The sequence below is a fragment of the Allobosea sp. genome (assembly GCF_030694325.1).
Taxonomy (GTDB): Bacteria; Pseudomonadota; Alphaproteobacteria; order Rhizobiales; family Beijerinckiaceae; genus Allobosea.
This window is the reverse complement of sequence record NZ_JAUXYO010000014.1, coordinates 1-8,408: the sequence shown is the minus strand read 5'-3', so window position 1 is coordinate 8,408 and position 8,408 is coordinate 1. Positions and strand designations below refer to the sequence as shown.

The window sequence follows — 8,408 nt, the reverse complement described above, 5'->3', positions numbered from 1 at the left end:
CATGTCGAAGCGGATCAGCTCGACGCCGAGCGAGGTGGCGAGCTGGCGGGCGACCTCGGTCTTGCCGACGCCGGTGGGGCCGGCGAAGAGATAGCAGCCGATCGGCTTCTCGCCGTCGCGCAGGCCGGCACGGGCGAGCTTGATCGAGGAGGACAGCGCTTCGATCGCCTTCTCCTGGCCATAGACGGTGCGCTTGAGCGTCGTCTCGAGGTTGCGCAGCACCTCGGCATCGTCCTTCGAGACGGTCTTGGCGGGGATGCGCGCCATCGTGGCGATCGCCGCCTCGATTTCCTTCACGCCGATCGTCTTCTTGCGCTTGTTCTCAGCGACCAGCATCTGCGAGGCGCCGGTCTCGTCGATCACGTCGATCGCCTTGTCGGGCAGCTTGCGGTCATGGATGTAGCGCGCCGACAGCTCCACCGCCGCCTTGATGGCGTCGTTGGTGTAGCGCAGCTTGTGGAACTCCTCGAAATAGGGCTTCAGCCCTTTGAGGATCTCGACCGCGTCCGGGATCGAGGGCTCGCTGACGTCGATTTTCTGGAAGCGGCGCACCAGGGCGCGGTCCTTCTCGAAGTACTGGCGGTACTCCTTGTAGGTGGTCGAGCCGATGCAGCGCAGGCTGCCCGAGGCGAGCGCCGGCTTGAGCAGGTTCGAGGCGTCCATCGCACCGCCCGAGGTCGCACCGGCGCCAATCACCGTGTGGATCTCGTCGATGAACATGATCGCCTTGGGGTGGGCCTCGATCTCCTTCATCACCTGCTTGAGGCGTTCCTCGAAATCGCCGCGATAGCGGGTGCCGGCGAGCAGCGTGCCCATGTCGAGCGAGAAGACGGTGGCGTCTTCCAGCACCTCGGGCACCTGGCCGCGGGTGATCTTCAGCGCCAGCCCCTCGGCGATGGCGGTCTTGCCGACGCCGGGATCGCCGACCAGCAGCGGATTGTTCTTCTGCCGGCGGCAGAGGATCTGGATCGTGCGCTGGACCTCGGCCTCGCGGCCGATCAGCGGGTCGATCCGCCCGTCGCGCGCCTTGCGGTTGAGGTTGACGCAATAGGCGTCGAGCGCGCTTTCCTTCTTCTTCTTGTCCTTGTCGGCGTCGTTGACCGGATCGGCCGCGCGCGAGTCGCGCTGCTGCTCGGGCTCCTCCTCGACACCGCGGACGGGCCGTGCCTCGCTCGCGCCGGGGCGCTTGGCGATGCCGTGGCTGATGTAATTGACCGCGTCGTAGCGGGTCATGTCCTGCTCCTGCAGGAAATAGGCGGCGTGGCTCTCGCGCTCGGCGAACATTGCCACCAGCACATTGGCGCCCGTCACCTCCTCCCGGCCCGACGACTGGACATGGATGACCGCGCGCTGGATGACCCGCTGGAAGCCGGCGGTCGGCTTGGAATCATCGCGCCCGTCGGTGACGAGATTGGCGAGTTCGGCGTCGATATAGTCGACGAGATTGCGCCGCAGCGTGTCGAGATCGACGCTGCAGGCGCGCATCACCGCGGCCGCGTCCTGGTCGTCGACCAGCGCCAGCAGCAGATGTTCGAGGGTGGCGTATTCGTGATGGCGTTCGTTGGCGAGCGCCAGAGCCCGGTGAAGCGCCTGTTCGAGACTGCGCGAGAAACTCGGCACGGATTGCGCTCCTATTCCGATTTCGAGGGGATGAGCGAACTCAAGAGGCTACTTCTTCTCCATCACGCATTGCAGCGGATGCATGTGCTTGCGCGCCAGATCCATGACAAGGGTCACCTTGGTCTCGGCAACCTCGTAGGTGAAGACCCCGCATTCGCCGACGCCGTTCTGATGCACATGCATCATGATCTGCGTCGCCGCCGCGCGGTCCTTCTGGAAAAAGCGCTCGAGCACATGAACGACGAACTCCATGGGGGTGTAGTCGTCGTTCAGAAGCAGGACACGGTAGAGATTGGGCTTGCGGGTGCGCGTCCGGGTCAGGACGGCCGTGCCGGCGCCCTCGCGCCCGCCATCGGCCGGCGGCCCCGCCCGGCGGGGACGGTCGGCCATGGAGGGCCTCGTCGCGACGGAGGCCACGCACGAGCCGGCGCCGGCCGCCCTCCTGCCGCCCTCCGCCCGCACCGTGCTCGCAACCGTCGTTCTCAAGATCGATCCCTGTCGTGACCCGCCCGACATAATGCTTCGCGGATGAATTTACAGACCTCGGGGCTGCTTCGCCAGTGCGATCGCGCGTCCGACGCATAACTTCGGCGTCGCAGGGCCGCGGCTTGACCCGCGCCCCCCGCCGGCCATAAGCCCGGCGCCTCAGCAGACGGGAGAGGCCGCCCATGACCGCCAATGCCATCGTCACCGTCGGTGCCGATCTCGCCGCCCCGGTCCGCTTCGGCAACCGGCTGCCGCTTTCGGTCATCGCCGGCCCCTGCCAGATGGAAAGCCGCGACCACGCGCTGGAGATGGCGTTCGCTCTGAAGGAGATCGCCGAGGAACTCGGCATCGGCCTCGTCTTCAAGACCTCCTTCGACAAGGCCAACCGCACCAGCGTCAAGGCGGCACGCGGCATGGGGCTCGCAGCGGCGCTGCCGGTCTTCGCCGAAATCCGCGAGCAGACGGGCCTGCCGGTGCTGACCGACGTCCACGAGGTCGAGCACTGCGCCCTCGTCGCCGAATGCGTCGATGTGCTGCAGATCCCGGCCTTCCTGTGCCGGCAGACGGACCTGCTGGTCGCCGCCGCCCGGACGGGCCGCGTCGTCAACGTCAAGAAGGGCCAGTTCCTCGCGCCCTGGGACATGGTCAACGTCGCAGCCAAGATCACCGAGAGCGGCAACCCCAATGTGATGCTGACCGAGCGCGGCGCCTCCTTCGGCTACAACACGCTGATCTCGGACATGCGGGCCCTGCCGATCATGGCGCAGACGATCGGCGCGCCGGTGATCTTCGACGCGACGCATTCGGTGCAGCAGCCCGGCGGCAAGGGCTCGTCGTCCGGCGGTCAGCGCGAATTCGTGCCGGTTCTGGCGCGGGCGGCGGTCGCGGTAGGCGTCGCCGGCGTCTTCATCGAGACGCATGAGGACCCCGACAGCGCCCCTAGCGACGGCCCCAACATGGTGCCGCTCTCGGCCTTCCCTGCGCTGATCGCAGAGCTGCAAGGCTTCGATCGACTTGCCAAGGCGAGAGCCCAGCCTACGCTGGCTTATGTCTGAAACACCGCCTCCGGGACCGGCCACCGCGCCGGCCCCCACCTCGCTGCCGGCCCTGATTATCATCCTCGGCGCCTGCGGCTTCGCCTCGACCTTCACGATGCGGATCATCGATCCGCTGATCCCGACGCTCGCCGGCGAATTCGAGCGCAGCGTGTCGCAGATCGTGATGATGGTGACCGGCTTCTCGCTCGCCTATGCGCTCGGCCAGCCCTTTCTCGGGCCGGTGGCGGACGCCATCGGAAAAATCCGGACGATCCTGACCTGCCTGATCGCGCTCGCCTTGTTCTCGACGGTGGCCGCGGTCTCGCAGTCCTACGAGATCATGACGTTGGTGCGGGCGATCACCGGCATCGCCGCCGGCGGGATCATTCCGATCGCCATGGCCGCGATCGGCGACCGTGCGCCGATGCAGGAACGCCAGATCGCGCTCGGGCGCTTCCTCGTGCTGATGATCATCGGGCAGATGTCGGGCTCGGCCTGTTCCGGCCTGATCGCGACCCATGCCGGCTGGCGGGCCGCGTTCCTCTCGGCTGCGGTCGTCTCCGCGCTGGCGGCCGTGCTGGTCGCGCTCGTGCTGAAGCCGCGGCGCCATGTGACGCGCGCCAAGCTCAGTGTGGCGGGCGCGCTCGCCAATTACCGCATCGTCTTCGCCAATCCGCGCACGAAGCTGCTTTACGGACTGGTCGTGATCGAGGGTATCCTGCTCTTCGGTATCCCGGCCTATGTCGCCGCGATCCTGTTCGAGCGAGCCGGCGTCGGGCCTGCCGAAGCCGGGCTCGTCATCGCCGGGATGGGTTTCGGCTGCCTGGTCTACGGGCTCATGACGCGGATCCTGGTCGAGCGGCTCGGCCCCACGCTGATGACGCGCCTCGGCGGGGTGGTGTGCGCGATCGGCCTGTGCCTTTTCGCCTTCGACTGGGTCTGGTGGAGCGCAATTGCGCTCTTTGCACTGCAGGGCTTCGGCTTCTTCCTGCTGCACGGCACGTTCCAGGCGCAGGCGACGGAACTCGCGCCCGCCGCCCGCGGCTCCGCCATGGCGCTGTTCGCCTGCTGCTTCTTCCTCGGCCAGGCGACCGGGCCGCTGGCGATGGGCGCCGTCATGCGCGTGCTGGGAACCCCGGGCGCGATCCTGGCCTTCGCGGTCGCCATCGCGCTGTTCGGCTATCTGACGCCACGGATCCTCCCCGTCCCCCACAGCAGGACCTGACGTCTCGTAAAATGCGAAACATCGCGGAGTTTCAACGATTGACGGAACGGAATCGCAACCTCTCACCGGCATAACCTCCGGCATCGTGATCGGCTTCAGGCTTCCGACGCCCGCTCGGACCCTCCCGAGGCCCTCGCCAGAGCTGAGAGGCTGCGATGCACCCGTCGTTTCGAAATGCCGTCCTCGGAGTTGTCCGCCGTTTCCGCCGCGACGAAGCCGGCGCGACCGTCACCATGTTCGCCTTCGCCGGCGTCGCGCTGATCTGCATGGCAGGGGCAGTCATCGACTATGGCCGCCTGACCAAGGCGCATACCAACCTGCAGGCCGCGACCGATTCCGCAGCGCTCGCCGCCGCAAGGCTGCCGAGCAAGGATGCCGCCACCATGCGTGCGGCGGCCGACAAGTTCTTCGTCGCCAACACGGTCAGCATCGATGGCCAGAACATCCAGATCACCAAATTCGACTTCCAGGAATCGTCGGGGACCGTGACGATCGAGAGCAGCGGCGTGCTCGACACCTCGCTGATGTCGATCGCCGGCATCAAGACGATGGCCTTCAGCTCGCGCTCGGCCGCGCTGAAGGAAGTGACCGGCACAGTCGAGATGGCGCTCGTGCTCGACAACACCTGGTCGATGTCGGAGAGCGCCGGGGGAAGCGATTCCAAGATCACCGTGCTTAAATCGGCAGCCAAGAGCCTGGTCAACACCCTGCTCACGGACAACGCGGCGAGCGTGAAGATCGGCATCGTGCCCTTCGCCGACTATATCAATGTCGGCACTGGCAACCGCAGTGCCTCTTGGATCTCGGTTCCGGCCGACAAGACGGACGTTAAGCCGATTCCGGCAGTCGATCCCGTCTGCACCACGGTGAGTACGAAAAACGTTTGTACCAAGGGCGCGCCGAAGACTTGCACGTCGGTGACCGACGGCGTCGTGACGTCCTATGACTGCACACCCAACGTCTGCACGACCGTTCCGATCACGCCGTACCAGTCCTGCACCAAGGGCAGTCCCGCGACCACGCAGACGACCATCACCAAATGGTATGGCTGCATCTACAGCCGCAACACGGGCGCGAACCTGCTGCTGCCGGATGCTTCGGCCTCGACGAAGTATCAGGGCTTCATCGGCACCAGCCAGAGCTGCCTCAACCCGATCGTTCCGCTGACCAACAACAAGATGACGCTGACGAGCGCGATCGACGGGCTGGTCATCAACATCGGCAACTACAAGCCCTCGACCTATATCCCCGACGGCATGGTCTGGGGCGTCAACCTCCTGTCGCCCGCCGCCCCCTTCACCGAGGGCGCCGCTTACGACACGGCCAACAAGGTGCCGCGGAAGGTTCTGGTCCTGATGACCGACGGCGCCAATACGCGCATCCTCAACTCGAACGGCTCCCACGGGAACCTGAACAGCAACGCGACGACGGCGGCCAATCAGGTCACCAAGGTCAACAATGACACGCTGAGCATCTGCACCGAAGCCAAGGTGAAGAAGATCGAGGTCTTCACCATCGCCTTCGCCGTGACGGACCTCGCTGCCAAAACGATGCTCCAGAGCTGTGCCACCAGCACCAACCATTATTACGACGCGACCAACGCCGCGGCCCTGACCACGGCCTTCCAGTCGATTGGCCAGTCGCTGACCAGCCTGCGTCTGTCGCAGTGAGGCTCAGCGCCGGCCTTCGGCCAGGACGTCAGCGCCCGCGATAGGGCGCGACGCCCTGGTCCGGCAGCCAGAGGCCCTTGGGCGGCTCGCCAGTCTGCCAGAACACGTCGATCGGAATGCCGCCGCGCGGATACCAGTAGCCGCCGATGCGGAACCATTCCGGCTCCAGCAGCTCGACCAGCGTCTTGCCGATGCCGACGGTGCAATCCTCATGGAAGGCGCCATGGTTGCGGAAGGCGCCGAGATAGAGCTTCAGCGACTTCGACTCGACCAGCCATTTCCCCGGCAGATAGTCGATGACGAGGATGCCGAAATCGGGCTGGCCGGTGACCGGGCAGATCGAAGTGAATTCCGGGCATGTAAAGCGCGCCAGATACGAGGTCCCGGCATGGGGATTGGGCACGCGGTCGAGGCGCGCCTCCTCCGGCGAAGCGGGCAAACCGGTCTGCTGCCCGAGTTGCAGGGTGGCGGCATCGAGGGACATGAGGGGCTCCTGAGGTTGGGCGCCTTCTAGAGCAAGGTCACGCCGGGTGGGAACCGGTTTTCGCGGGCGCCGGTGCCGCAGCCCTCACCAGAACCAGATCGGGCGGCCCGCGACGAAGCAGAGACCGGCCCAGTAGAGGACCGTGAGGGCGACCGAGGCCAGCACAGTTGCTCGCGAGGGCCGGCGGTTGTCGGACCAGATCTGGAACATTGTCGTCTCCCGATGGAACAGTGCCGCGTTCGGCACCGGGAAGACCGCAAGCCGCGGACCGCTCGTGGCCGCGACACTCGGGAGCAGCCGGCTCCGCCGACGGGCGATCGGGGCTTCCCGCAGGGCTGCCGCTTGGCTAGAAGCACGGCCGACGCCCTCCCCTGCGCCCGCCACGGAGCCCTTCCATGACCGCGATCATCGACATCATCGGCCGCCAGATCCTTGATTCCCGCGGCAACCCCACGGTCGAGGTCGACGTCGTGCTGGAGGACGGCTCGATGGGCCGCGCCGCGGTGCCTTCCGGAGCCTCCACCGGCAAGCATGAGGCCGTCGAACTGCGCGACGGCGACAAGAGCCGCTATCTCGGCAAGGGCGTGCTCAAGGCGGTCGAGGCCGTCAACGTCGCCATCGCCGAGCAGCTCGTGGCGATGGACGCCGAGGACCAGGTCGCGATCGACGAGGCGATGATCGCGCTCGACGGCACGCCCAACAAGAGCAAGCTCGGCGCCAATGCGATCCTTGGCGTCTCGCTCGCCGTCGCCAAGGCCGCGGCCGAGGCCGCCGGCCTGCCGCTCTACCGCTATGTCGGCGGCACCTCCGCCCGCGTCCTGCCCGTGCCGATGATGAACATCGTCAATGGCGGCGCCCATGCCGACAACCCGATCGACTTCCAGGAATTCATGATCATGCCGATCGGCGCGCCGTCCTTCTCGGAGGGGCTGCGGATGGGCTCGGAGATCTTCCACACGCTCAAGAAGAAGCTCCACGACGCCGGCCACAACACCAATGTCGGCGACGAGGGCGGCTTCGCCCCCAACATCCAGTCGGCGGAAGCCGCGCTGGACTTCGTCATGTCCGCGATCGAGGCCGCCGGCTACAAGCCGGGCGAGGACATCGCGCTGGCGCTCGACTGCGCCGCGACCGAGTTCTTCAAGGACGGGTCCTACGTCTATGAGGGCGAGCGCAAGAGCCGCGATCCCAAGGCGCAGGCGAAGTACCTCGCCAAGCTCGTCGGCAGCTACCCGATCGTCTCGATCGAGGACGGCATGTCCGAGGATGACTGGGAGGGCTGGAAGGCGCTGACCGACCTCGTCGGCTCCAAGTGCCAGCTCGTCGGCGACGATCTCTTCGTCACGAACGTCACCCGCCTGTCGCGCGGCATCAAGGAGAAGACGGCCAACTCGATCCTGGTCAAGGTCAACCAGATCGGCTCGCTGACCGAGACGCTGGCGGCCGTCGAGATGGCGCAGCGCGCCGGCTACACGGCCGTGATGTCCCACCGCTCGGGCGAGACCGAGGATTCCACCATCGCCGACCTCTCGGTCGCGACGAATTGCGGGCAGATCAAGACCGGCTCGCTCGCCCGCTCCGACCGGACCGCGAAGTACAACCAGCTCCTGCGCATCGAGGAAGAGCTCGGCGCCCAGGCGGTCTATGCCGGCCGCAGCGCGCTGAAGGCCCTGGCCTGAGCGCTCACAGGCGCGGCAGCAGGCTGGAGGCGCGCGACAGCGTCCAGAGGCCGGCCGCGCCGACGACACCGACCGCCCCGGACATCGCGTCGCCGACGCGGGCGACCGGGGTGGGCATCGCCACGCCGAGCAGCCACAGTTGCGGCTGGGACGGCGGTGCGTCTTCGACAGCCGCCGCCTGAACGGCCGGTGCGATCGGGAGCGGTG

9 protein-coding genes are annotated in these 8,408 nt (G+C 66.8%); 4 read left to right on the top strand and 5 right to left on the bottom strand.

The genetic code is table 11. The annotated features are described in order from the left end of the window. The coding region (locus tag Q8M82_RS00585) for a Clp protease N-terminal domain-containing protein (protein ID WP_305689451.1) at positions 1–1,620 on the bottom strand (1,620 nt) is incomplete at its 3' end. A gap of 48 nt (positions 1,621–1,668) precedes the next feature. Beyond that, positions 1,669–2,010 (bottom strand): ATP-dependent Clp protease adapter ClpS, encoded by a 342-nt coding sequence (gene clpS / locus Q8M82_RS00580; RefSeq protein ID WP_066716606.1) that lies wholly within the window; start codon positions 2,008–2,010, stop codon positions 1,669–1,671. A 278-nt stretch (positions 2,011–2,288) separates the two neighbouring features. Here clpS and kdsA point away from each other — a divergent pair, with 278 nt between their 5' ends. The 3 genes from kdsA (at position 2,289) to Q8M82_RS00565 (ending at position 6,038) form a co-directional block, all read left to right on the top strand. Continuing rightward, complete coding sequence (gene kdsA, locus Q8M82_RS00575) at positions 2,289–3,161, top strand: 3-deoxy-8-phosphooctulonate synthase (RefSeq protein WP_305689450.1); 873 nt, start codon at positions 2,289–2,291, stop codon at positions 3,159–3,161. Then, a complete protein-coding gene (locus Q8M82_RS00570) occupies positions 3,154–4,368 on the top strand; it encodes an MFS transporter (RefSeq protein WP_305689449.1) in 1,215 nt (404 codons plus the stop codon). Before kdsA ends, Q8M82_RS00570 begins: the two co-directional genes overlap by 8 nt. Before the next feature lie 233 nt (positions 4,369–4,601). Continuing rightward, positions 4,602–6,038 (top strand): pilus assembly protein TadG-related protein, encoded by a 1,437-nt coding sequence (locus tag Q8M82_RS00565; protein ID WP_371126194.1) that lies wholly within the window; start codon positions 4,602–4,604, stop codon positions 6,036–6,038. Positions 6,039–6,066: 28 nt separating this feature from the next. Here Q8M82_RS00565 and queF read toward each other — a convergent pair whose 3' ends face one another. Continuing rightward, positions 6,067–6,522 (bottom strand): preQ(1) synthase, encoded by a 456-nt coding sequence (queF, locus tag Q8M82_RS00560; RefSeq protein WP_192641689.1) that lies wholly within the window; start codon positions 6,520–6,522, stop codon positions 6,067–6,069. 84 nt (positions 6,523–6,606) lie between these two features. After that, a complete protein-coding gene (locus Q8M82_RS00555) occupies positions 6,607–6,732 on the bottom strand; it encodes a hypothetical protein (RefSeq protein WP_305689447.1) in 126 nt (41 codons plus the stop codon). 185 nt (positions 6,733–6,917) lie between these two features. Between Q8M82_RS00555 and eno the strand changes: the two genes are divergently transcribed. Then, positions 6,918–8,201, top strand: a complete 1,284-nt coding sequence (eno, locus tag Q8M82_RS00550; RefSeq protein ID WP_305689446.1) for a phosphopyruvate hydratase — start codon at positions 6,918–6,920, stop codon at positions 8,199–8,201. Positions 8,202–8,205: 4 nt separating this feature from the next. On the opposite strand, the gene Q8M82_RS00545 is transcribed toward eno, so the two are convergent. After that, a partial coding sequence (locus Q8M82_RS00545; RefSeq protein WP_305689445.1) for a hypothetical protein occupies positions 8,206–8,408 on the bottom strand: 203 nt, incomplete at its 5' end.

Bases quoted from the DNA above. Each gene is read 5' to 3' on its own strand.
- eno (WP_305689446.1), top strand. From the start codon at position 6,918: ATGACCGCGATCATCGACATCATCGGCCGCCAGATCCTTGATTCCCGC.
- kdsA (WP_305689450.1), top strand. From the start codon at position 2,289: ATGACCGCCAATGCCATCGTCACCGTCGGTGCCGATCTCGCCGCCCCG.
- Q8M82_RS00565 (WP_371126194.1), top strand. From the start codon at position 4,602: ATGTTCGCCTTCGCCGGCGTCGCGCTGATCTGCATGGCAGGGGCAGTC.
- clpS (WP_066716606.1), bottom strand. From the start codon at position 2,010: ATGGCCGACCGTCCCCGCCGGGCGGGGCCGCCGGCCGATGGCGGGCGC.
- Q8M82_RS00555 (WP_305689447.1), bottom strand. From the start codon at position 6,732: ATGTTCCAGATCTGGTCCGACAACCGCCGGCCCTCGCGAGCAACTGTG.
- queF (WP_192641689.1), bottom strand. From the start codon at position 6,522: ATGTCCCTCGATGCCGCCACCCTGCAACTCGGGCAGCAGACCGGTTTG.
- Q8M82_RS00570 (WP_305689449.1), top strand. From the start codon at position 3,154: ATGTCTGAAACACCGCCTCCGGGACCGGCCACCGCGCCGGCCCCCACC.